The organism is Bacillus sp. MZGC1 (genome assembly GCF_002998605.1).
Lineage (GTDB): Bacteria > Bacillota > Bacilli > Bacillales > Bacillaceae > Bacillus.
In genome coordinates this window covers 749,993-770,651 of sequence record NZ_PVRE01000001.1, presented here as the reverse complement: position 1 = coordinate 770,651, position 20,659 = coordinate 749,993, and the positions used below count along the sequence as shown (strand labels likewise).

Sequence of the window (20,659 nt, the reverse complement as noted above, 5' to 3'; positions counted from 1 at the left end):
AATTTTGTGGGTGTTTTGTGGGTGCTTAATATAAATACATTACCTAAACACCTTTAATCCCCGGTATATCAACGGTTAACCTATACTACCTTCCATTTCAAACTTAATCAAACGGTTCATTTCAACGGCGTATTCCATTGGCAGTTCTTTTGTGAATGGTTCGATGAAGCCCATGACGATCATTTCCGTTGCTTCTTCTTCAGAAATTCCGCGGCTCATCAAGTAGAATAGCTGTTCTTCTGATACTTTTGATACCTTCGCTTCGTGCTCTAATGAAATGTTGTCGTTTAAGATTTCATTGTAAGGGATTGTATCAGATGTTGATTTGTTATCCATGATGAGTGTGTCACACTCGATGTTTGAGCGTGCACCCTCTGCTTTGCGTCCGAAGTGAACGATTCCGCGGTATGTGACTTTACCGCCTTGTTTCGAAATCGATTTCGATACGATCGTTGAAGATGTGTTTGGTGCAAGGTGAATCATTTTTGCACCTGCATCTTGGTGCTGACCTTTACCTGCTAGGGCAATACTTAATGTCATACCACGAGCGCCTTCACCTTTTAGGATGACTGCTGGGTATTTCATTGTCAGCTTAGAACCGATGTTTCCATCAATCCATTCCATAGTTGCATTTTCTTCACATACTGTACGTTTCGTCACAAGGTTGAAAACGTTGTTTGCCCAGTTTTGAATCGTTGTATAACGGCAGTAGCCGCCTTTTTTGACGACGATTTCAACAACCGCACTATGAAGTGAGTTTGTTGTGTAAACTGGTGCTGTACAGCCTTCTACGTAATGCACATGTGCGCCTTCATCAACGATGATGAGTGTACGCTCGAACTGACCCATGTTTTCAGAGTTGATACGGAAGTATGCTTGAAGTGGTGTATCTACTTTGACGCCCTTTGGTACGTAGATAAATGAACCACCAGACCATACAGCCGAGTTAAGCGCAGCAAATTTGTTGTCAGTCGGAGGAATGACTTTTGCCCAGTGCTCACGGAAGATGTCTTCGTTCTCTTTTAATGCGCTGTCTGTATCTTTAAACACAATGCCTAGATCTTCAAGGTCCTGCTTCATATTGTGATACACAACTTCAGATTCATACTGAGCAGATACACCTGCTAAATACTTTTGCTCTGCTTCTGGGATACCAAGCTTATCAAAGGTTTGTTTGATTTCTTCTGGTACTTCATCCCAAGAACGCTCAGAGCGCTCAGATGGCTTTACGTAGTACGTAATTTCATCAAAGTTTAATGCATTTAAATCTCCGCCCCATTGTGGCATCGGCATGTTGTAAAAGTGCTCAAGAGATTTCAAACGGAAGTCGAGCATCCACTGAGGCTCTTCTTTCATACGAGAAATTTCTTCAACGATCTCTTTTGTCAGTCCGCGCTCTGAACGGAAAATGGAAACGTCTTTATCAGAAAAGCCGTATTTATATTCACCAACATCTGGCATTTTTTTAGCCATCCATTTTCACTCCAATCTTATGATTTGCCGTTATCTTCGGCAGATGCGCCTTTTTCAAGCGCCTTCCAGGATAATGTTGCACATTTGATGCGGGCTGGGAATTTTGCCACTCCTTGCAGCGCCTCAATGTCACCAAGATCAATGGAATCGTCGTATTCTTTTCCTAGCATCATATCGGAGAAAATCTGAGACATTTTCAAAGCTGTTTCAATATCTTTCCCTTTAATCGCCTGCGTCATCATAGAGGCAGATGCCATCGAAATAGAGCATCCTTCTCCTTCAAATTTCGCATCAATGACTTTTTCGTCTTCGATTTTCATCGTGAGACGAATGCGGTCACCACACGTTGGGTTGTTCATATCGACGACAATGCTGTCGTTTAACACACCTTTGTTTCTCGGATTTTTATAATGATCCATAATCACTTGTCTGTACAGTGTGTCTAAGTTTACATTAAAAGACATTCGTAAAATACTCCTTTGTCTTACGGAGCGCTGCGATGAGCTCGTCAATCTCTTCTTCTGTATTGTACAGATAGAAGCTTGCTCTTGCAGTCGCTGATACACCAAGCCATTTCATGAGCGGCTGTGCACAGTGGTGTCCAGCACGAATGGCGACACCTTCCGTATCCAGAACAGTTGACGCATCATGTGGATGGACGTCGTCTAAGTTAAACGTCACAAGTCCAGCTCGGTGCTGCGGTCCATAAACTGTCGCACCGTCAAGCTCCTTAAAGCGCTCAAGCGCATAAGTGGCAAGCTGATGCTCGTAACGGCTGACTTCTTCCATACCAATGTCATTTAAGAAATCAATCGCTTTTCCTAGTCCAACTGCTCCGGCAATAATCGGTGTTCCCGCTTCAAATTTCCACGGCAGCTCTTTCCAAGTAGAATCATACAGATCCACAAAGTCGATCATTTCACCGCCAAACTCAGCAGGCTCCATATTATTCAAAAGGTCCTTCTTCCCGTAAAGTACACCGATGCCAGTCGGTCCACACATTTTATGCCCAGAGAATGCGAAAAAGTCACAATCTAGATCCTGAACATCAATTTGCATGTGCGGCGTGCTTTGCGCACCATCGACGACAATGATTGCCCCATGATCATGGGCAATTTTAGCGATCTCTTTAATCGGGTTGATGGTTCCTAATACGTTTGAGACATGTGTGACAGCGACGATTTTCGTTTGATGTGTGACCGTTTGCTTCACATCTTCAAGCGATAGCGTGCCGTCTTCCTGTAACGGAATGTATTTCAATGTGGCGCCAGTTGCTTTTGCTGCTTGCTGCCAAGGGATGATATTTGCATGGTGCTCCATGTGCGTAATGACAATCTCATCGCCTTCTTTGAGGTTTGCTCTAGCATAGCTGATCGCCACTGTGTTTAGTGCAGTTGTTGTCCCTCTAGTAAAAATAATTTCTTGGACAGATGAAGCACGGATGAATGCACGAACTTTCTCTCTCGCACCCTCGTATGCGTCCGTTGCTTTTGTGCCAAGGGTATGAACACCCCGGTGGACGTTCGAGTTGTAAGACCGGTAATACTCATTCATTGCATCAATGACCACTCTTGGTTTTTGAGAAGTCGCTGCACTGTCCAAATACACCAAATCATGTCCGTTCACTTGCTGATGAAGGATTGGAAATTGCTCACGAACGTCTTTGATATTCATTATTTTACTTTCCTTTCAATCACAGAAACGAGCTGCTTTTTAACTCCTTCAATCGGCAGTTCTTTGACGACTGGATTTAAGAAGCCATAAATTACAAGTCTTTCTGCATCTTCTTTGGAAATCCCGCGGCTCATGAGGTAATAGAGTTGAATTGGATCGACACGTCCAACAGAAGCAGCATGCCCTGCTGTGACATCATCTTCATCAATTAATAGAATTGGGTTTGCATCACCGCGTGCTTTCTCACTCAGCATGAGAACACGTGATTCCTGCTCGGCATTTGACTTCGTTGCGCCATGCTCGATTTTACCAATTCCGTTAAAGATAGAGGATGCTTGATCCTTCATCACACCATGCTTCAAGATATACCCTTCAGAGTTTTTACCGAAGTGGATGATGCTTGTTGTAAAGTTTTCCGTTTGATTCCCGCGGCCGACAACAACTGATTTTGTATCACCGAATGTCCCGTCGCCCATAAGCTTTGTGATGTTTTCAGACACGACGTCTCCATCATTCATCAGGCCAAGCGCCCATTCGATTTTACTGTCACGGCCACTTGCCATACCGCGTCTGTTCACATAGACTGTGACACCTTCTGAAAGGTTATCTACTGCGCCGTATGTGACGCGGGCATTAGCTCCCGTGAACACTTCGGACACGATATTGAAGATTGCTTCTTCAGGTTTTGCTGTACTAATGTAGTTTTCTACATATGTCACTGCACTATGATCGTCTGCTACGACGATGACATGATTGAACAAAGTCGTGTCGTCATTTTCATGCAGGTAGATGGCTTGAATTGGCGCTTCAAGTTCTACATTTTTTGGTACATAGAGGAAAGCTCCGCCATTGACTAAAGCAGCATGTAATGCTGTTAGTTTATGCTCATCTACTTTCACTGCATCCGTCATGAAGTATTTCTTCACTAGATCACCATGTTCGCGAAGCGCTGTATGAAGATCAGTGAAGATCACGCCTTTGTCTTTCGCTTCTGTTGAAAGAGACAAGTATGCTGGCGTTTGATCACGCTGAATGTAGACTGTCTTATCCGTGTCCTCTAAATCAATGAGAGATTTCACTTCTTCAGGAAGCTCTTCTAATGATCCAAATGGCGCACTTTCGACTGTGTGCTGTTTGAAATTGGTTAAATTCCATTTAGAAATATTCGTTTTGTCAGGCTTTGGCATTGGAAGGTCTTCTGCTTTTTCAAGAGCCTGTAAGCGAAGGGAACTCATCCATGCCGGTTCCTGATGCTTCTCGGAGAAGCTTTTGACATAATCTTGATCTACTGATAATTTCGTTTCTAATGTCATCAATAATCCTCCTAACGCTTACGCTTCTTGACCAACAGTTTCGTCTTCAATTCCTAACTCTTTTTTAATCCAGTCATAGCCTTCTGCTTCTAGACGTTGTGCAAGCTCTGGTCCGCCAGATTTCACGATACGTCCTTGCATCATGACATGAACGTGATCTGGTGTGATGTAGTTCAGTAGACGCTGATAGTGAGTGATCATTAAGCAACCGAAGCTTTCGCCGCGCATTCTGTTAATTCCTTTAGAAACCACTTTCAACGCATCGATATCAAGACCAGAATCGATTTCATCAAGGATCGCAATTTTAGGTTCAATCATCATTAATTGAAGAATTTCATTGCGTTTTTTCTCTCCGCCTGAGAAACCTTCGTTTAGGTAGCGTTGCGCCATGTCTGGGTCCATTTCAAGGAACTCCATGTTTTCGTCCATTTTGCGGATGAATTTCATTAGAGAGATTTCATCGCCTTCTTCTCTGCGAGCGTTAATAGCAGAACGAAGGAAGTCCGCATTTGTCACACCACTAATTTCAGATGGGTATTGCATCGCAAGGAAAAGACCTGCTTGAGCGCGCTCATCTACTTCCATTTCAAGTACATCTTCGCCATCAAGCAAAATGCTACCTTTTGTTACTTCATATTTAGGGTGACCCATAATGGCAGCAGATAAAGTTGATTTACCTGTACCGTTTGGTCCCATTACTGCGTGGAATTCTCCACCTTTTATCTCGAGGTTTACACCCTTTAAGATTTCTTTCCCTTCAATCTCAACGTGCAAGTCCTTAATTGTTAATGTCGAAGCAGTCATATATCGATACCTCCAAAATAATCATTATTCTCAATTTATTCTCATTCTAATTTTATAACAAATTAAAACTGAATACAACACATTCACGATATGCGTGAGAGGATGCTCTCAAAATTCTAACAAAAAAAGCCGGTAGATAAAAGGATTTATGTCGAAAAGACTGTTTTCATAAAGAAAGGACGGGAATCTGTTCTCCCCGTCCCTTAGCTATTTAATAGCCTCGTATATTCATTTTTGCGAGCTGTCTTTTCTCATCTCGATAGGACTGCTCTCGTTTATATTCCACTTTCATCCGTAAGTCATGGTCTCTTTCGTACTCTGCATAGCTCATGCCATGAGCCTTATGCATGGCCTTTTCCATCTCGGCGGTATAATCCAATCCCAGTGTACTATGGTCCGAACAAATAATAAACCATTCCCTTCTTTGAGTGTAGCTTCATTGTATCAAAGACATGTGGCTTCACTCAAAAGGGATATGACGCGCTATGCTGGCATATTTTCTCACACAATCGGCTGAGAAGGACTCAACTCCCTGATATGGATAAATGCCATCTTATCCTTCCCTTAATGCGTCTGTCCTCCAAATTCGTCAATACATTGCTGAACAACTGTGATGCCTTGACTTAGTGCAGCACCGCCGCCGAACGCTGCCGCCACACTGACGACCTCTAGCAAATTCTCTTCTGTCGCGCCTTGGTCGAGCGCTCCCTTTGCATGATAAATCATGCAGTATTCATCCTGTGCATGAATACTGATGCCAAGGGCAATCATTTGTTTTTCCTTTTGCGTTAATGAATCGCTCTGAAAGCACTGCTCCGTGAATTCATTGAATTTCTTCCCAAACACCGGCATTTTCTTCTGAAATTCACCCATTGCCGTTTTATAATCAGTCAGTGATTGCTGCATGGATCCGCTCATATGCTGTTCATTCATCTTCATTCCATCCCTTCAGGTCATTTGTACATTTTTATTATGAGCGAGATTTGAAAAAATACACAAAAAAACCTCGCTTTGATGAAAGCGAGGTTAACACATTGTTATTCAGATACCGGTAGTACAGCACCGTCATATTTTTTGTCGATGAATTCTTTGATTTTATCAGAGTGAAGAACTTCCATTAATGTCTTGATCTTATCTGATTTTTCTTCACCTTTGCGAACCGCCACGATGTTTGCATATGGGTTGTTCTTTGTTTGCTCAAGTTCAATTGAATCTTTTTTCGGATTCAATTTATTTTGAATCGCATAGTTGACGTTAATAAACACAGCATCGCCTTCACTGTTTTCATAAGCTTTCGCTGTTAGTTCAGGAGCGATTTTTTTGAACTTTAGGTTCTTCGGGTTTTCTTTGATGTTCTTTACTGTTGCGTTGATTGTATCAACTTTAGGATCAATCTTAATGACACCAGCATTTTGCAATAGTGCAAGCATACGGCCTTGTTCAGCTACGTTGTTTGTCATGATGATCGTTCCGCCGTTTGGAATATCTTTTACTGATTTGTATTTCTTAGAGTAGATACCGAAAGGCTCAAGGTGAACCGCACCAGCACTAACTAGGTTGTAATCTTTGTTTGATTTATTTTCTTCATTTAAGTAAGGGATATGTTGGAAAAAGTTTGCATCCACTTCTTTTTCAGCTAACGCTTTGTTGTACATTTTATAATCACTAAGTACTTTCACTTTTAGATCGTAGCCTTTTTCTTTTAGAAGTGGTTTTGCTTCTTCAAGAATTTCGGCATGTGGTGTTTTTGAAGCGGCAACCGTAATGGTTTTGCTATCACTTGCGTTATTAGATGAACCGCATGCAGCTAAGATGCCTGCAAATGCTAGAAATAGTGCACTTAAAATCAATTTCTTCATGAATAAATCCTCCCTTAACGTTTATCAATTTTATTTGTAATCAAATCACCGATTATTTGAATAATAAAGACGATGATGAGAATAAACACAGTAGCTACAAGTGTGACATCTGTATTACCAGATTGGTATCCTTCCACATAAGCAAGGTCACCAAGTCCGCCTGCTCCAATTGCACCTGCAATCGCAGTTGAGCCAATTAAAGCAATCGCTGTTACGGTAATACCTGAAATGAGGGCTGGCAATGATTCTGGCAGCAATACTTTGAAAATGATGGTCGACGTTTTCGCTCCCATTGACCGTGCTGCTTCAATGACTCCTTTGTCTACCTCACGCAGTGCAATTTCGACAAGACGTGCATAGAATGGAGCTGACCCAATGACAAGGGCAGGGAGTGCTGCATTTGGACCTAGAATTGTATGCATTAAGAATTTCGTGAACCCTAATAAAAGAATAATTAAGATGATAAAAGGAATCGATCTGAAAATGTTGACGACTGCACCGATGACAGCATTGATCGGTTTATTTTCCCAAAGACCGCCTTTTCCTGTAAGGAAGAGCAGGAGTCCTAGGATAATCCCGATTGCAAAAGCAAATGCCAATGAAATGAGTGTCATGTACACCGTTTCACCCGTTGCATTCCAAATCACATCTAGGTCAACGTTCGGAAACCATTTCTCAAACATGTGTCATCACCTCAATTTCAACCTGTTTACTTTGGATATAGGCGATGGCTTTTTCAACCTCGGTCTCTTCTCCATTAATATGGATAAAGAGTGTTCCAAACGCGCCTTCCTGCGTTTGAGAAATCTTTCCTTGAAGGATGTTTACATCGACATTGAAGGATCGAATGATTTCAGTGATGAGCGGTTGCTCGGCAGAATCGCCAATAAAGGACAACCGTACGACCTGACCTTCTTTTACTCGCTCTAAGACGTGTTCGATTGTTTCTTTCGCTTCCTCTGGTTCAGCAAGCTGCTGTACAAATCGCTTCGTCATCTCTTCCTTCGGCTGTCTGAAGACGCGTAATACTTCGCCTTCTTCGACAATGCGTCCATTTTCCATGACCGCGACGCGATGACAAATTTTGCGAATGACGTGCATTTCGTGTGTGATGAGCACAATTGTCAGCCCTAAACGTTTATTGATATCCGCTAAAAGATCAAGGATAGAATCCGTTGTTTGCGGATCAAGCGCTGATGTTGCTTCGTCACAAAGAAGAACCTTTGGATCATTTGCTAATGCTCTCGCAATCCCCACACGCTGCTTTTGTCCGCCGCTAAGCTGAGACGGATACGCATTTTCTTTTCCTTCTAAACCGACTAATTTAATCAGTTCATTCGCACGCTCTCTCCGTTTCGATGTAGGTACACCTGCGATCTCAAGCGGGAACATAATATTTTGTCTCACTGTTCTTGACCAAAGTAGGTTAAAGTGCTGGAAAATCATGCTGATTTCTTGTCTTGCTTTCCGAAGTTTCGCATTCGATACTTCATTGATCCGGTTGCCTGCCACTTCAACAATTCCTTCTGTTGGCAGCTCCAGACCGTTTAATAGGCGAATAAGCGAGCTTTTTCCGGCACCGCTATACCCGATAATTCCGAATATTTCACCTTTATCAATATCTAAGTTGACGTCTTTTACTGCGTCAACATTTCCACTTTTTGAGTAGTACGTTTTTGATACATTCTGTAAATGGATCACAGTCTGCTCACCTGCTTTCTTGCTGAATCTATAGGTTGCCATCACATACGTTCATTTATTCTTCGTGCTGTCATGACTCTAGCCTGTTGCCAGATCAGTAAAAAAGACCTAACTGCAACGCAAGCAGAAAGGCCTTTTATTTCAAATACGCCTTTCTCTCATCTTTCAAAGCGTTGCGACTTTGAGTGAATTGGCACCAATTTCAGCTATGCTGACGGTTGCCGGGTTTCATAGGGCACGTCCCTCCACCTCTCTTAATAAGAGAAAATATGTTGTTTTATGTGATGTTCATGTTTTTACTAACGTAGAATATCATGCCACCCGAGATATGTCAACGCTGTAAATCGCTAATTTCCAAGTAAACGACTAAGTTATCATTTTTCGAAAAAAACCGTTCGTCAGCCAAAGTACCGCCTCTAGTCTTAGGAGCGCACGGAATGACCCTTTTACTTTCACTTGTCCCCTGCTAATTAACTGCTGTAAGGACATATCTCCATCTAATAATTGAAGTATTTCTTTTCTCTCACCATAAAAGATGAGATCCGATAACTCAATTGCAGGTAGTTTCTTCACTTCACCACGCTCATCCACAATCAATGTACAAGAGTCAGTTTCCGCCTCAAATGTAATCTTCAAGGATGATGATGAGAGCAGCGGTTTTAGCAATAATCGCTGCCCTGTGTTTCCATGGGTTTTCACTTTTTCCACATGTATAACCTCCCTGTCATTTGGTTATACATAACATTTCTCTACAAACATTCGCTTGTCCTTTATAAATAACTCGACAAATTTTCAGATGAATTGCTTGAAATATGACAAAAAACCGCTTTATTTAGCGGTTTCAATCATTTCATGAAGATATGGTACGGAGTGAAAGGCATAGCCTTTTTGCACCAGCTCACCTTTTTTAAACAGTAGAAAGCAAGGAACGCTTTCGATCTCAAAAGCCTTCGCAAAGCCTGGTGAGTAGTTTAAGTTATTTTCATAAAAAGGTACATCCGGCTGCATGGTGTCTACGACAGCCAGCATTTTCTTTGCCAGCTGACATGTTCCGCAAAACGGTGTATATAAGTATAAAAGAAATAAATCGTCCTTTATCTCCTTGAATTCGTGTTCTTCAATCTCTTTCATATACGTCCACCCTCATAAATATTTCGAATGAACATCAATGTTTGCAGCTAATAGGATAGATGCAATGTGGGCTGACGGTGAAGCGGCCACTTCGCGGTACGTTCTGTCGACAAAAAGATGAAATGCTTCAGGGAATTCTTTTCGAAATTGCTTCCGCAGTTTGTCGCCTGCATCGTCACTGTCTGCTAATATGTAAACGTCTTTCCCCAATAATTCGTCTACGAGCTGATCCAGCTTCGATGTACTGATCGTGCCATTGGTGCAAATGATGGTAACAGGTTCACTTATGACTTCTTTTAGCTTTTGTTTGTCTGTTTTACCTTCTACAATGATGACCTTTTCTACCTCTACATTCATCACGATCACCCGGCCCTTTTGACGTTGTTCACTTCTCCCTTAGATTACAATTTTTCATTCAGGTTGTAAAGATTGGGCGCTTGCACTAAAAAGACTGCAGCTTATGCTCACTGCAGCCTCATCTGTGATTAGCACCAGCCATTTTCATCATCACAGTCTACATATTTTTCTGTTCCGTGGGTCAATGTATCCGTCAGACGATAAAAACGATTTTGCTCATAGGAATAACCTGATTTTAACTCATATTGGTTTTCACTAATCATCGTGCCAATCTCTTCATTTTGATGATACAGCACCATGCCGCTTTCTTTGAATCGTCCAGTGACATGATCTGTTATATCCACATGTTCTTTTTGAAAAGACAAATTGGACACCCCCCCATAAAGGTAGAGTGTCCAATTTCACGTGAATTAGTCTTCTTTTGTCATTTCTTCATATTGCTCAGCAGTCATCAAGTTCTCAATTTCAGATGTATCAGCTGGCTCTACCACGATCATCCATGCTTTTTCGTATGGAGAGTCGTTGACGAATTCAGGGCTGTCATCCAGCTCATCGTTCACTTCGACGATTGTACCGTTGATCGGTGCGTAAAGCTCAGAAACTGTTTTCACTGATTCTACACTTCCGAAAGGCTCGTCCGCTGTAATTTTGTCTCCTACTTCAGGAAGCTCAACGAACACGATATCGCCTAGCTCAGATTGAGCAAAATGCGTAATACCGATACGCACCTTATCTCCTTCTACTTTGACCCATTCATGTTCTTCTGAATAACGTAAATCTTTTGGTGTGCTCATTCAATACCCCTCCAGTCTTTTCTTTCAATCTATATTGAAGATACCACAATCTGAATGAAAGTTACATCATTTCCAGACGCTTTTAAATGTATCTTCATTAAATCCAACTGTGACTCGTTTACCGTCTGTTGTAATCGGGCGCTTGATCAGCATTCCGTTAGATGCGAGTAATTCTAGCTGCTCGCCTTCTGACATTGCAGGAAGTTGATCTTTCAGCTGTAGCTCTCGGTATTTCTGTCCGCTTGTATTAAAGAACTTCTTCAGCTCTAAGCCACTTTTTTCGTAAAGCGCTTTTAATGTTTCTTTATCAGGCGTCTCTTCGACGATATGTATGCTGTTGATATCTTTATTGTGTTCTTCCAGCCATTTTTTTGCTTTTCGGCATGTACCGCAAGATGGGTATTCATAAAAATCTAAAGCCACTATTTTCACCTCCTGCAAGTAGTGAGAACATTTTATCACAAAATATTTTAAAAACCTAAATGTATGCTTACAAAAAGGTGCGGAGTGATACCCGCACCTTTTCAGCCGTCTTATACGATATATTTCTCTGCTTCAAAGATTCGTTTCGCCACTTCGCGCTTTTTGGCGATGACATTGATCGGGGTGAATCTTGTCAGTTTGCGAAGAGCTGACAGACTCATGCGGAGTGCATCTCCTTCTTCCATCGCGATCAAGGATTCTTTTGCATGAGCTTCAATTTTTAAGAAGGCTTCCTGCGTGAAAATTTGTGTGTAAGCAAGCTTTTGAGTATTCTTATCTAGCCCTGATGCAGCGATTGCCTTTTCAGTACGCAGAATCGCCGATTCAGCAGCAAAAATTTCATTGACGATATCCGCTATGTTCACAAGAATCTCTTGCTCTTTGTCTAATGCTTTTCCATACTTCATCGCCGCCATTCCAGATACCATTAAGGCGATCTTTTTCGCATGGGCGAGCAAGTATTTTTCTTGATCGAGCGGCTGATCACCTGGCTCTTCCGGCATCATCATCATGAGCTCTTCCTGTAAGGTTTGCGCCTTTTGAAGCAGCGGAAGCTCTCCCTTCATCGCTTTCTTCAAGAATGTGCCTGGTACAAGCAGACGGTTGATTTCGTTAGTCCCTTCAAAAATACGGTTAATCCGCGAGTCACGATAGGCTCTTTCGACCTCGTATTCTTGCATGAATCCATATCCGCCGTGAATCTGCACGCCCTCATCCGCTATATAGTCTAAAGTTTCAGAGCCAAGTACTTTACAAAGAGAGCATTCAATCGCATATTCTGCAATGGACTGGGCAATTTGTTTGCCATCCTTTTGCTCTTCTTCACTTAATAGACCCATGCGCTGTTCAAATAATCCGACTGTGCGGTAAACAGCACTTTCCATCGCATAGAGCTTTGCCGACATGTTGGCTACTTTTTCACCAATTAAGCTAAATCGAGAAATTGGCGTTTGGAATTGCTTACGTTGGTTTGCATATTCTGCCGATAATTGAATGACACGTTTTGACGCACCAACTGTTCCGACAGCCAGCTTGTAGCGTCCGATATTCAAAATGTTAAAGGCAATGACATGACCTCTGCCAGCCTCACCTAGTAAATTCTCCTTCGGCACTTGAGCATCTTCGAGAATTAACGTTCTTGTCGATGAACCTTTAATGCCCATCTTTTTCTCTTCAGGTCCCGTTTTGACACCTGGAAAATCCTTTTCTACGATAAAAGCAGAGAAGTGTTCACCATCAATTTTCGCATATACGACAAAGACGTCGGCAAATGCGGAGTTTGTGATCCACTGTTTTTCCCCATTCAGCACATAATGAGTTCCGGCTTCATTTAAGACCGCAGTTGTCTTTGCTCCAAGGGCGTCAGAGCCTGATCCTGGCTCAGTGAGGGCGTACGCTGCAATTGTTTCTCCAGAAGCGAGTCCAGGAAGATATGTTTCCTTTTGCGCTTGATTTCCAAACAGCACGATTGGCAGAGACCCAATGCCGACATGGGCGCCATAGGAAAGCGAGAAGCTCCCTGCTCTGGAAAATTTCTCGGTAATAATGGCTGAACTGATTTTATCTAATCCGAGCCCGCCGAATTCTTCAGGCACGTCAGCTCCTAGCAGCCCAAGCTCTCCAGCCTTTTTGAGAAGCCTGACAGAATGCTCAAATTCATGGTTTTCAATTTGATCTATATATGGAACAACGTCTTGTAAAATATAATCCTCTGTTGTCTTTCCAATCATTTGATGCTCATCAGAGAAATCCTCTGGTGTAAAGATATGCTCATAATTCGTCTCATCAATTAAGAAGCTTCCACCCTTTTTTACCTCTTCCATTGCTTTCATTCTGTTTTCCCCCTTTAGATCAATTCAAAAATTCCTGCTGCTCCCATGCCCCCGCCGATACACATTGTGACGATGCCAAATTGCTCGTTTCGCCGCTTCATTTCATGAATGAGTGACAGTGTCAGTTTTGTTCCTGTACAGCCGAGCGGATGCCCTAGCGCGATTGCCCCGCCATTGACATTCACTTTCTCTTCATCAATCCCTAAATGACGAATAACTTGAATGGCCTGAGAGGCAAACGCTTCGTTTAATTCAAACAGCCCGATATCCTTCAGCTCAAGTCCAGCGATTTTCAGCGCACGCGGAATGGCTTCAATTGGACCGATTCCCATCACCTCAGGCGGTACACCGCCAACAGCAAACGCCCGAAACTTGGCGAGCGGCTGAAGGGAAAGTGAGGATGCTTTCTCACGATCCATCATCATCACACACGCAGCACCGTCACTTGTTTGTGAAGAGTTTCCTGCGGTCACCGTGCCTTTTGTCGAGAAAGCCGGACGCAAAGTAGAAAGAATCTCTTCCGTTGTCCCTGCTCTCACGCCTTCATCCTGTGAAAACTTAAATTGATGTTCTTCTAATTGATATTGCTCCCCTACCCGCCGCTCTGTTACATCAACGGAGACAATTTCATCTGAAAATTTCCCTTCCTGCAATGCTTTGGCTGCCTTTTGATGACTTCTTACCGCAAAGGCGTCCTGATCTTGACGTGTGACCTGATACTTTTGCGCCACCTGCTCTGCCGTGTGCCCCATGCTCATATAGTATTCAGGCGCTTGTTCTGCCAATTGAGCATTCGGACGAATGGAATGACCCATCATCGGCACCTGTGACATCGATTCGACTCCTCCAGCTAAGATCGTTTCTGCCTGGCCGAGCATAATCCGTTCACCCGCATAAGCGATTGACTGAAGACCAGATGAGCAGTAGCGGTTGATGGTGATGGCAGGTACTGTATACGGAAGCCCTGCTAACGCCCCAATATTCCGAGCCACATTTAACCCCTGCTCTGCTTCTGGTGTTGCACACCCGATGATCAAATCATCTATCTGTCCGTCGTAATTACCGGCACGCTTTAATGTTTCTTTTACACACAATGCGCCCATATCATCAGGCCGAACATGTTTTAACGATCCTTTTTTCGCCTTCCCTACTGGTGTTCTCGCGCCAGCGACAATGACTGCTTCTCTCATTTTGACTCCCCCTTAGTTACGTAAAGGTTTTCCTTTGACGAGCATGTGCTGCATGCGTGCTTGTGATTTCACTTCTCCTACAAGACTTAAAAACGCTTCCCTTTCAAGCTCTAATAAGTATTGCTCCTCTACCTCTGTTCCAAATGGCAGTTTTCCGCCGGAAATGACATGAGCTAATTTTTTGACAATGGTCATGTCATGCTCTGAAATGTATCCAGACAGTCTCATATTTTCAGCAGCCAATATCATTGCTGCATAGCCTGTTTCTCCCATGACGGGCACCTTCTGCTTGAGCGGTGCACGATAACCCGCTTCATCAAGAGAGAGCACCAGTTGTTTCGCATCATAGATCAGGTGGTCCCCGTTCATACTGATTCGGTCACTCACGCGGAGCATGTTCATATCCCGCGCTTCCTCAGCCGAAGTAGATACTTTAGCCATTGCTATCGTTTCAAATGTTTTCAGCGTGGCATCTTGTATAGCGGTCTGTGTCGGCTTAGCTGACCCTTGCAGATGGCGAAGGTATAATTCTTTGTTTCCACCACCGCCCGGAATCAGTCCAACTCCAGCCTCGACAAGACCCATGTATGATTCGCTAGACGCTTGAATAGCTGCTGCCGGCAGACAAACCTCTGTTCCGCCTCCGAGTGTCATGCCAAACGGTGCAGCAACGACTGGACGGTCGCTATATTTCACCTTCATCATTGCCTGCTGGAAGCGGCGGATCACAAAGTCAATTTCAAAGAAATTATCGTCCTGAGCTTCCATTAAAATCAGAGCAAGATTGGCACCAACACAGAAGTTCTTCCCTTGGTTTCCGATGACAAGCCCTCTATAATTCTGTTCCACCTCATCGACAGCGCGATTGATCATGTCAATGACATCTAGTCCAATGGCATTGCTTTTGGAGTGAAATTCGAGCAAGGCGACATCATCACCGATATCAATTAAGCTCGCACCAGCATTTTTGAAAATCACGCCGTTCTTCTTTTTCAATTTCGCTAAGGAAATATTCTTGTCGTTTCCTTTTTCCTGTTCGTAAGCCCCATTGTGATAAAACGCACGCTCTCCATCAGCATTTTCTTGATAGAATGTGTCGTGTCCTTCTGACAGCATGTCTTGCACCCACTGCGGGATGGTGTGACCTTCTGCTTCCATGCGCTCGGCTGCTTTTTTCACACCGATTGCATCCCACAGCTCAAATGGACCGTGCTGCCAGCCAAATCCCCATTTCATTGCGTTATCGATCGACTGAATATCATCCGCAATTTCGCCTTTTAACTGAGCTGAATAAAAGAGCACAGGTGCCGTCATGTTCCAGAGCAATTGTCCTGCACGACCATCTTGATAAATAAGCGCTTTCAATTTCGCTTTCGTTCCCTTTTGCTGCTTCGCCATCTCAATGCCTGGATCTTTCAGCTTCGTTCGTTCTCCGTATGTGAGCGTCAAAGGATCAATTTCTAAAATGGCCTTTCCATTTTTTTGATAAAACCCTTGCCCTGCCTTGCTTCCAATCCATCCTTTTTCAAGCATTCTTTCAATAAACTCAGGCAGCTGGAAAATATCTTTTTCCTTACCTTCGACTTGGTCATATACGTTGCGGGCTACATGGAAAAACGTGTCGAGTCCTACGACATCAAGTGTACGGAACGTCGCACTTTTCGGTCTTCCAATGAGAGGTCCTGTGACCGAATCCACCTCTCCAATGGTGTATTTGTTTTCAAGCATTTCACGCACTGTCACAAGGAGTCCATAAGTACCAATACGATTGGCAATAAAGTTCGGCGTATCTTTCGCTTCAACGACGCCTTTCCCAAGTACATCCTCGCCAAACGTTTTCATAAATTGAAGTACTTCTGGATCTGTTTCTTGAATAGGAATAATTTCTAAAAGCTTTAAATAACGAGCTGGGTTAAAAAAATGTGTGCCTAAGAAGTGGCGTTTAAAATCCTCTGATCGGCCTTCTGCCATTTTTTCAACCGAAATTCCGGATGTATTACTTGATACGATACTGCCTTCTTTGCGGTGTTCGTCGATGAGAGAGAATACGTGCTTTTTGATGCTGAGCTTTTCAGTAACGACTTCAATAATCCAGTCAGCGTCATGTAATAAGGAAAGGTGGTCTGTGAGATTTCCCGGTGTGATGTATGATAGGTTTTTTGCTGAAGTAAGAGGTGCTGGCTTTTGCTTTAATAATTTTTTCATCGCTTCTTGACTTAATCTATTCCGAACACTAGGGTGATCAAGCGTTCGCTTTTTTGCCGTTTCTTCCTTTGTCAGTTCGTTTGGCACAATATCTAGCAATGTGACTGGTATCCCGATATTGGCTAGATGCGCAGCAATGCCTGAGCCCATGACACCTGAACCAATGACAGCTGCCTTGCGAATATGTTTGCCCATAAATATCCCCCTAAACATTTTGAATGAACAGTCATTCATTTTTTGTGCAAAAAAAAGCAATGCCTCTTTCTTTATCTTAAAAGATTTTCCGAAACAGTTCAAGAGCGGATTTCAAAATTTTACACATTCTCATGTGCCTTATTTTACGGCGTATGAATTAAAGAGGAGAGGGCATTGTAAGAATGGAGGTGATGTCCACATGTCTCGTTTGAAGAAAAATCCATCGAAAGCAGGCGTAAGTGCTGCAAGTGTAAAAGGAAACGCAGGTCCATCACAGGAAGCAGACCTAGGCGGAAAAAAGACCAGTCAAAATCAGCAATATAAAAAGAATCAGTAAGGAAACAAAATTGTAAGGAGGAACACACCTTGAACAATCAGCAAATGAATATGCCCCCGCAAGTCATTTCAGTAAAGGATTCCTTGTACTTAGAGGATATGCTGAATTGGAACTTGATCGCTATGAAAAAGGCTCACTTTATGGCCGAGCATTGCCAGGACCAAACATTGAAACAAGAATTAAACCAAGTGGGCCAAATGCACCATCAGCATTACACACAAATTCTTCAGCATTTAGGCAGCTCAGGGCAAGGCCAGTCTACTGGCTTTATGCAATAGGAGGAAAAAAACATGGAACAACAAAACCAACAAAAAATCGGGAATCCTCAAACTCCGGTTCCCACGACAACAAACATGAATGATCGTGATTTTATCACAGATCTGCTGTCGACTGAGAAATATATGACAAGTGGATATAACACAGCGCTCAATGAATTCAGTCATGAATCTCTTTACCAAGATATTCAGCGAATTGCGCTTGAAACACAGAAAACACAAAGACATTTATATGATGTCATGTTCAGATATGGCTGGTATTCTGTTGAAGCGGCTGACCAGCAAAAACTCCAGCAGGCACACCAGAAATTCCAGCAAACACTGACAGATCAATCTCCATACGGTTCATCACCAATGTCATAAGAAAAAACTTCCAGTAAATGAAGATGGATATTCATAAAATAATGGATCCGATTTTATCCGGATCCATTATTTTGAAATGACAATTTATACATAATAAGATTAAATATTCCTGAATTTTTATATAATACTAGAAATTAAACTATCTATTCCACCTAATATATTCTATAATATAGAACATATTATAGAAAAAAGGAGTTTAGGAATAAATGTACAAAAAAAGCTTGTTAATAATATTTTTTTCTTTGGTTTTATCAACATTATTTATTAAGGAAAATATTGCAGTTGCAGAAGTAAATTCTTTAGATAATAAAAAAGTAATTTCTTCACTAAACAAAACTGCACAATCAAGGGCATCTACAAAATTTTTCTATGAAAGTATTAGAAATAACATAATGACATATTTTGATATGTTCGAAAACAGAGAGATCAACGAAAAAGAATTAGAAAAATTAATTAAAGAAAACATTTCCCCAGCCTTAAAAAATTCTGACGATCAAGTTGCTCTTGAATTAAGTGAAGAAAAATCAAAAATAAATACAATATCTATAAAAAGCTCCTATGTTGAATATTCATTAGGTAAATTAGGTGCTAATGCTAAAGAAATTAATCTTTTTGCAAAACACCCTCATAATGCTGCCAAAACTAAAAACATTGCAGATGTCGCTTCAAGAGAAGCTGCAAAACGATATTCTAAGTATACGCTATGGCAAGGGAATGGGGACGCTTATAGACACGCTTTATGGAATGCCATAATGACTAAAAATATCAGTAGGAATTGGGCTTACCAAGTAGGTTATGCACACGAAAATTTAAAACCCGGTGAAAAGGCTCCTGATTTGGATACAAAAATGGATATCACGAACAATTATAGAGGTAGACTTGATGGAACTACATATAAAGACTATAATGATGTTCAGTTAACTCAAATTGTTGCTGATACAGTATCTAAAGGAAAAAAAGTTCGCATACGAACTTACACTTCAGGTAAAGCAGATAGAATTTTAGATGGTGTTAAAACAAAGTATGTAAATAAATTTGTTGAAACAACTTCAGGTGGAAGAAAAAGATAGTGAAAAGATGTGACCTATATGAAGAAAATCCTTATAGCTATCACTTTATTACTAGGTAGTTTAATTTATTTAATATTTAGAATAACAAAACCCAAATTATACTTAAATGATTTTTCATACGAAGTAGATAATCCGATTAGCATCAAATGGAATTACATCCTCATAGACACTGGGTTTGTAAAAGATAATCCAAACTCAGTTTATGAAATTTGGATTACACCTATTTACATTATAATTATATTATCTCTTCTCCTTTTGTTTTTTGGCATTAAAAAAAAGTAATTTCACCAAACTACCTCTTCGTGTGGGGTAGTTTTTTATTTATCTTAAAATTTACCTTTATTGGCGCGGTGAGCTTCGTTCAACTGTTTGATTCGTTGAATCGTGTGTTTGATTTCTTCTTTTGCTTCTGGATACGTTTCATTAAAGTGCTTTGCTAGAGGCGGCATGCTTTTTGCGATATGAGAGTAGATCACCCATTGTTTCACATCTTGTTTCAGTGCGTCTGTTGATTCGCCAAGGAGTAGCTCAGTATATTTCTCAAGCAAGCCTTCCAGCTTTTCATCTAGTTCATTTCCCATTGATCTTCCGCTCCTTTTTCAGAAAAAAGCCTGACTCTGTACGTAACAGATGTCAGGCTTTTGACATACGATTATCTTGCAGCAAGAAATGTCTCGGCTTGTGCCTGCTGTACAATACAACGTCCTCTGCCGTGCGGAATACATAATGGTGTTCCGAATAAAGGATCTGTTGTCACTTGGCAGTTCATATCAAAGACATTTTTCACGAGATCACAGTTAATGACGGTTTCCGGTCTTCCTTCTGCATAAATCGACTTGTCTTTAATGGCAACAAGGTGATGCGCATATCTGCATGCGAGATTCAGGTCATGAAGAACCATGACAATCGTGCGCTGCTCTTTTTCATTTAAGTCAAACAGAAGGTCGAGAATTTCAATTTGATGCGTCATGTCTAAATACGTCGTCGGCTCATCTAACAAAATGATATCCGTCTCCTGCGCTAACGTCATCGCAATCCATGCACGCTGCCTTTGTCCACCTGATAATGAATCGACCGTTCGATCAGCGAGGTCTTCCATCTTTGTTGACTTCAGTGCACGATTCACTGCTTCTTCGTCTTGCTTCGACCACTGCTTCAGCCAATTTTGATAAGGATATCTACCTTGCTTCACTAGCTGATGCACGGTTAATCCTTCTGGCGCTTCTGGTCCTTGTGGAAGAATGGCGAGCTGTTTCGCTACTTCCTTTGTTGGTAATTTGGCAATGGAATGACCTTCAAGCAGGACAGAACCACCCATTGGCTTCATAAGACGGGCCAAAGAGCGAAGTAGCGTGGATTTACCGCATCCATTGCTGCCAATAAATACTGTGATTTCACCCTTAGGGATTGATACATTTAGTTCATCTATGATCATTGTTTCTCCGTAGCCTAAGCTTAAACCTTCAGTAGAAATGGCACTCATTCCGCTCAAACGCTCCTTTTCTCATCCAAATTTTTATATTGAATATCGTCTATATATAGACGCAAAAGATCACTTATCTCAATTTAGTGTATCAGATTTAAGTGATTTTGAAAATCATTT

The 20,659-nt window shown here is 41.9% G+C and carries 25 protein-coding genes and 1 riboswitch; of the genes, 4 read left to right on the top strand and 21 right to left on the bottom strand.

Going from position 1 to position 20,659, the window contains the following annotated elements; genetic code table 11:
- Positions 1-75: 75 nt before the first annotated feature.
- From sufB to C6Y06_RS03715, 19 genes are all read right to left on the bottom strand, one after another.
- On the bottom strand, positions 76-1,473 hold the full coding sequence (gene sufB / locus C6Y06_RS03800) for a Fe-S cluster assembly protein SufB (protein ID WP_034659904.1): 1,398 nt from the start codon (positions 1,471-1,473) through the stop codon (positions 76-78).
- A gap of 17 nt (positions 1,474-1,490) precedes the next feature.
- On the bottom strand, positions 1,491-1,937 hold the full coding sequence (gene sufU / locus C6Y06_RS03795) for a Fe-S cluster assembly sulfur transfer protein SufU (protein WP_008347017.1): 447 nt from the start codon (positions 1,935-1,937) through the stop codon (positions 1,491-1,493).
- Positions 1,927-3,147 carry a cysteine desulfurase gene (locus C6Y06_RS03790; RefSeq protein WP_034659905.1) on the bottom strand — a complete coding sequence of 407 codons (1,221 nt, stop codon included), beginning with the start codon at positions 3,145-3,147 and terminating at the stop codon, positions 1,927-1,929. Before C6Y06_RS03790 ends, sufU begins: the two co-directional genes overlap by 11 nt.
- The gene (gene sufD / locus C6Y06_RS03785; protein WP_003213450.1) at positions 3,147-4,460 is read right to left on the bottom strand and encodes a Fe-S cluster assembly protein SufD; all 1,314 of its coding nucleotides are present in this window, start codon (positions 4,458-4,460) and stop codon (positions 3,147-3,149) included. Before sufD ends, C6Y06_RS03790 begins: the two co-directional genes overlap by 1 nt.
- 18 nt (positions 4,461-4,478) lie before the next feature.
- Complete coding sequence (gene sufC, locus C6Y06_RS03780; protein WP_003213654.1) at positions 4,479-5,264, bottom strand: Fe-S cluster assembly ATPase SufC; 786 nt, start codon at positions 5,262-5,264, stop codon at positions 4,479-4,481.
- Positions 5,265-5,475: 211 nt separating this feature from the next.
- On the bottom strand, positions 5,476-5,613 hold the full coding sequence (locus C6Y06_RS19995) for a YuzK family famiily protein (RefSeq protein ID WP_162839378.1): 138 nt from the start codon (positions 5,611-5,613) through the stop codon (positions 5,476-5,478).
- Between the two features lie 215 nt (positions 5,614-5,828).
- A complete protein-coding gene (locus tag C6Y06_RS03775; protein ID WP_106036580.1) occupies positions 5,829-6,197 on the bottom strand; it encodes a carboxymuconolactone decarboxylase family protein in 369 nt (122 codons plus the stop codon).
- Between the two features lie 104 nt (positions 6,198-6,301).
- On the bottom strand, positions 6,302-7,123 hold the full coding sequence (metQ, locus tag C6Y06_RS03770) for a methionine ABC transporter substrate-binding lipoprotein MetQ (RefSeq protein WP_003212678.1): 822 nt from the start codon (positions 7,121-7,123) through the stop codon (positions 6,302-6,304).
- A 14-nt stretch (positions 7,124-7,137) separates the two neighbouring features.
- On the bottom strand, positions 7,138-7,806 hold the full coding sequence (locus C6Y06_RS03765; protein WP_003213651.1) for a methionine ABC transporter permease: 669 nt from the start codon (positions 7,804-7,806) through the stop codon (positions 7,138-7,140).
- Positions 7,799-8,824: a methionine ABC transporter ATP-binding protein gene (locus tag C6Y06_RS03760; protein WP_106036533.1), complete on the bottom strand. Its 1,026-nt coding sequence runs from the start codon at positions 8,822-8,824 to the stop codon at positions 7,799-7,801. Before C6Y06_RS03760 ends, C6Y06_RS03765 begins: the two co-directional genes overlap by 8 nt.
- Positions 8,825-8,979: 155 nt before the next feature.
- Positions 8,980-9,088: riboswitch (SAM riboswitch) on the bottom strand.
- 102 nt (positions 9,089-9,190) lie between these two features.
- The gene (locus C6Y06_RS03755) at positions 9,191-9,532 is read right to left on the bottom strand and encodes an SCP2 sterol-binding domain-containing protein (protein ID WP_003212918.1); all 342 of its coding nucleotides are present in this window, start codon (positions 9,530-9,532) and stop codon (positions 9,191-9,193) included.
- A 120-nt stretch (positions 9,533-9,652) separates the two neighbouring features.
- Positions 9,653-9,955 (bottom strand): thioredoxin family protein, encoded by a 303-nt coding sequence (locus C6Y06_RS03750; RefSeq protein WP_003213095.1) that lies wholly within the window; start codon positions 9,953-9,955, stop codon positions 9,653-9,655.
- 12 nt (positions 9,956-9,967) lie between these two features.
- Positions 9,968-10,312: a toprim domain-containing protein gene (locus C6Y06_RS03745; RefSeq protein ID WP_003213068.1), complete on the bottom strand. Its 345-nt coding sequence runs from the start codon at positions 10,310-10,312 to the stop codon at positions 9,968-9,970.
- A 128-nt stretch (positions 10,313-10,440) separates the two neighbouring features.
- Positions 10,441-10,677 (bottom strand): YusG family protein, encoded by a 237-nt coding sequence (locus C6Y06_RS03740; protein WP_003212882.1) that lies wholly within the window; start codon positions 10,675-10,677, stop codon positions 10,441-10,443.
- A 45-nt stretch (positions 10,678-10,722) separates the two neighbouring features.
- Positions 10,723-11,106, bottom strand: a complete 384-nt coding sequence (gcvH, locus tag C6Y06_RS03735; protein ID WP_003213614.1) for a glycine cleavage system protein GcvH — start codon at positions 11,104-11,106, stop codon at positions 10,723-10,725.
- A gap of 66 nt (positions 11,107-11,172) precedes the next feature.
- A complete protein-coding gene (locus tag C6Y06_RS03730; RefSeq protein WP_003213086.1) occupies positions 11,173-11,529 on the bottom strand; it encodes an arsenate reductase family protein in 357 nt (118 codons plus the stop codon).
- A gap of 110 nt (positions 11,530-11,639) precedes the next feature.
- Complete coding sequence (locus tag C6Y06_RS03725; protein WP_003213312.1) at positions 11,640-13,421, bottom strand: acyl-CoA dehydrogenase family protein; 1,782 nt, start codon at positions 13,419-13,421, stop codon at positions 11,640-11,642.
- Between the two features lie 14 nt (positions 13,422-13,435).
- Positions 13,436-14,611 carry an acetyl-CoA C-acetyltransferase gene (locus tag C6Y06_RS03720; RefSeq protein ID WP_106036532.1) on the bottom strand — a complete coding sequence of 392 codons (1,176 nt, stop codon included), beginning with the start codon at positions 14,609-14,611 and terminating at the stop codon, positions 13,436-13,438.
- Between the two features lie 12 nt (positions 14,612-14,623).
- A complete protein-coding gene (locus C6Y06_RS03715; protein ID WP_106036531.1) occupies positions 14,624-17,011 on the bottom strand; it encodes a 3-hydroxyacyl-CoA dehydrogenase/enoyl-CoA hydratase family protein in 2,388 nt (795 codons plus the stop codon).
- A gap of 199 nt (positions 17,012-17,210) precedes the next feature.
- On the opposite strand from C6Y06_RS03715, the gene C6Y06_RS03710 reads away from it, so the two are divergent.
- The 4 genes from C6Y06_RS03710 (at position 17,211) to C6Y06_RS03695 (ending at position 19,056) form a co-directional block, all read left to right on the top strand.
- The gene (locus C6Y06_RS03710) at positions 17,211-17,348 is read left to right on the top strand and encodes a YuzL family protein (protein WP_003212904.1); all 138 of its coding nucleotides are present in this window, start codon (positions 17,211-17,213) and stop codon (positions 17,346-17,348) included.
- Between the two features lie 44 nt (positions 17,349-17,392).
- Positions 17,393-17,626, top strand: a complete 234-nt coding sequence (locus C6Y06_RS03705; protein ID WP_223250686.1) for a hypothetical protein — start codon at positions 17,393-17,395, stop codon at positions 17,624-17,626.
- A 12-nt stretch (positions 17,627-17,638) separates the two neighbouring features.
- Positions 17,639-17,986, top strand: a complete 348-nt coding sequence (locus C6Y06_RS03700; protein ID WP_060597266.1) for a spore coat protein — start codon at positions 17,639-17,641, stop codon at positions 17,984-17,986.
- A 206-nt stretch (positions 17,987-18,192) separates the two neighbouring features.
- The gene (locus tag C6Y06_RS03695) at positions 18,193-19,056 is read left to right on the top strand and encodes a DUF6973 domain-containing protein (RefSeq protein WP_106036530.1); all 864 of its coding nucleotides are present in this window, start codon (positions 18,193-18,195) and stop codon (positions 19,054-19,056) included.
- Between the two features lie 326 nt (positions 19,057-19,382).
- Here C6Y06_RS03695 and C6Y06_RS03685 read toward each other — a convergent pair whose 3' ends face one another.
- Entirely contained in the window at positions 19,383-19,637 is a 255-nt protein-coding gene (locus C6Y06_RS03685) for a YusU family protein (RefSeq protein WP_106036529.1), read from the bottom strand.
- Positions 19,638-19,708: 71 nt separating this feature from the next.
- Positions 19,709-20,539, bottom strand: coding sequence for an ABC transporter ATP-binding protein (locus C6Y06_RS03680; RefSeq protein WP_008347057.1), 831 nt, complete (start codon positions 20,537-20,539; stop codon positions 19,709-19,711).
- Positions 20,540-20,659: the final 120 nt, after the last annotated feature.

Bases quoted from the DNA above. Each gene is read 5' to 3' on its own strand.
- sufU (WP_008347017.1), bottom strand. From the start codon at position 1,937: ATGTCTTTTAATGTAAACTTAGACACACTGTACAGACAAGTGATTATG.
- metQ (WP_003212678.1), bottom strand. From the start codon at position 7,123: ATGAAGAAATTGATTTTAAGTGCACTATTTCTAGCATTTGCAGGCATC.
- C6Y06_RS03750 (WP_003213095.1), bottom strand. From the start codon at position 9,955: ATGAAAGAGATTGAAGAACACGAATTCAAGGAGATAAAGGACGATTTA.
- gcvH (WP_003213614.1), bottom strand. From the start codon at position 11,106: ATGAGCACACCAAAAGATTTACGTTATTCAGAAGAACATGAATGGGTC.
- C6Y06_RS03695 (WP_106036530.1), top strand. From the start codon at position 18,193: ATGTACAAAAAAAGCTTGTTAATAATATTTTTTTCTTTGGTTTTATCA.
- C6Y06_RS03715 (WP_106036531.1), bottom strand. From the start codon at position 17,011: ATGGGCAAACATATTCGCAAGGCAGCTGTCATTGGTTCAGGTGTCATG.
- C6Y06_RS03705 (WP_223250686.1), top strand. From the start codon at position 17,393: ATGAATATGCCCCCGCAAGTCATTTCAGTAAAGGATTCCTTGTACTTA.
- sufB (WP_034659904.1), bottom strand. From the start codon at position 1,473: ATGGCTAAAAAAATGCCAGATGTTGGTGAATATAAATACGGCTTTTCT.
- C6Y06_RS03680 (WP_008347057.1), bottom strand. From the start codon at position 20,539: ATGAGTGCCATTTCTACTGAAGGTTTAAGCTTAGGCTACGGAGAAACA.
- sufC (WP_003213654.1), bottom strand. From the start codon at position 5,264: ATGACTGCTTCGACATTAACAATTAAGGACTTGCACGTTGAGATTGAA.
- C6Y06_RS03685 (WP_106036529.1), bottom strand. From the start codon at position 19,637: ATGGGAAATGAACTAGATGAAAAGCTGGAAGGCTTGCTTGAGAAATAT.
- C6Y06_RS03710 (WP_003212904.1), top strand. From the start codon at position 17,211: ATGTCTCGTTTGAAGAAAAATCCATCGAAAGCAGGCGTAAGTGCTGCA.
- C6Y06_RS03790 (WP_034659905.1), bottom strand. From the start codon at position 3,147: ATGAATATCAAAGACGTTCGTGAGCAATTTCCAATCCTTCATCAGCAA.
- C6Y06_RS19995 (WP_162839378.1), bottom strand. From the start codon at position 5,613: ATGCATAAGGCTCATGGCATGAGCTATGCAGAGTACGAAAGAGACCAT.
- C6Y06_RS03700 (WP_060597266.1), top strand. From the start codon at position 17,639: ATGGAACAACAAAACCAACAAAAAATCGGGAATCCTCAAACTCCGGTT.
- C6Y06_RS03765 (WP_003213651.1), bottom strand. From the start codon at position 7,806: ATGTTTGAGAAATGGTTTCCGAACGTTGACCTAGATGTGATTTGGAAT.
- C6Y06_RS03725 (WP_003213312.1), bottom strand. From the start codon at position 13,421: ATGAAAGCAATGGAAGAGGTAAAAAAGGGTGGAAGCTTCTTAATTGAT.
- C6Y06_RS03745 (WP_003213068.1), bottom strand. From the start codon at position 10,312: ATGAATGTAGAGGTAGAAAAGGTCATCATTGTAGAAGGTAAAACAGAC.
- C6Y06_RS03720 (WP_106036532.1), bottom strand. From the start codon at position 14,611: ATGAGAGAAGCAGTCATTGTCGCTGGCGCGAGAACACCAGTAGGGAAG.
- C6Y06_RS03775 (WP_106036580.1), bottom strand. From the start codon at position 6,197: ATGAATGAACAGCATATGAGCGGATCCATGCAGCAATCACTGACTGAT.
- sufD (WP_003213450.1), bottom strand. From the start codon at position 4,460: ATGACATTAGAAACGAAATTATCAGTAGATCAAGATTATGTCAAAAGC.